Source organism: Arthrobacter sp. B0427-1-12 (assembly GCF_059092905.1).
Genome location: NZ_JBNHIC010000211.1, coordinates 1 through 470, shown reverse-complemented (window position 1 = coordinate 470; position 470 = coordinate 1). Strand labels below are relative to the sequence as shown.

1 protein-coding gene is annotated in these 470 nt (G+C 66.0%); it reads left to right on the top strand.

The window, feature by feature from the left end; genetic code table 11:
- Positions 1–249: 249 nt before the first annotated feature.
- The coding region (locus AC5RWU_RS24600) for a TetR family transcriptional regulator (protein ID WP_493986785.1) at positions 250–470 on the top strand (221 nt) is incomplete at its 3' end.

Here is a 470-nt window from a genome sequence, read left to right as displayed (position 1 = left end):
GGCTGGCCCAGGGAATCCCGCCGCGGGAACTGGCCGCAGCCTCCGGCCTGCCGCTGAGCCAGATCAGGAAAATCGGCCGGTCCCGCCCCTGACAGACCCGCCGGGCGCCTCCGGCACCCGGACCGACGTTCCGGGTACAAACCCTCCGGCTGGAACTTCCGGGCGGGGGACGTCTGAGACCGGTACCGGGTCGCCGAACGTGCTCACGGGCGAAACATTCCTGTCATCATCAGGGGATAGAGTCACCTCATGGCACGACCGAAGAACCCGGGTCGCAAGACCGAGCTGATGGAACAGATCATCGACTACCTGCAAGACAAGCCACTGTCCTCCCTGTCCTTCCGGACCCTGGCCGAGGCCCTGGGCATCAGCCCCTACGTGCTGGTCTACCACTTCGGTACCCGCGAGCAGCTGATCAACGAGATCGCCGCCACTGTCGAGGCACTGTCCCGGAACATCCGGGACGAGGA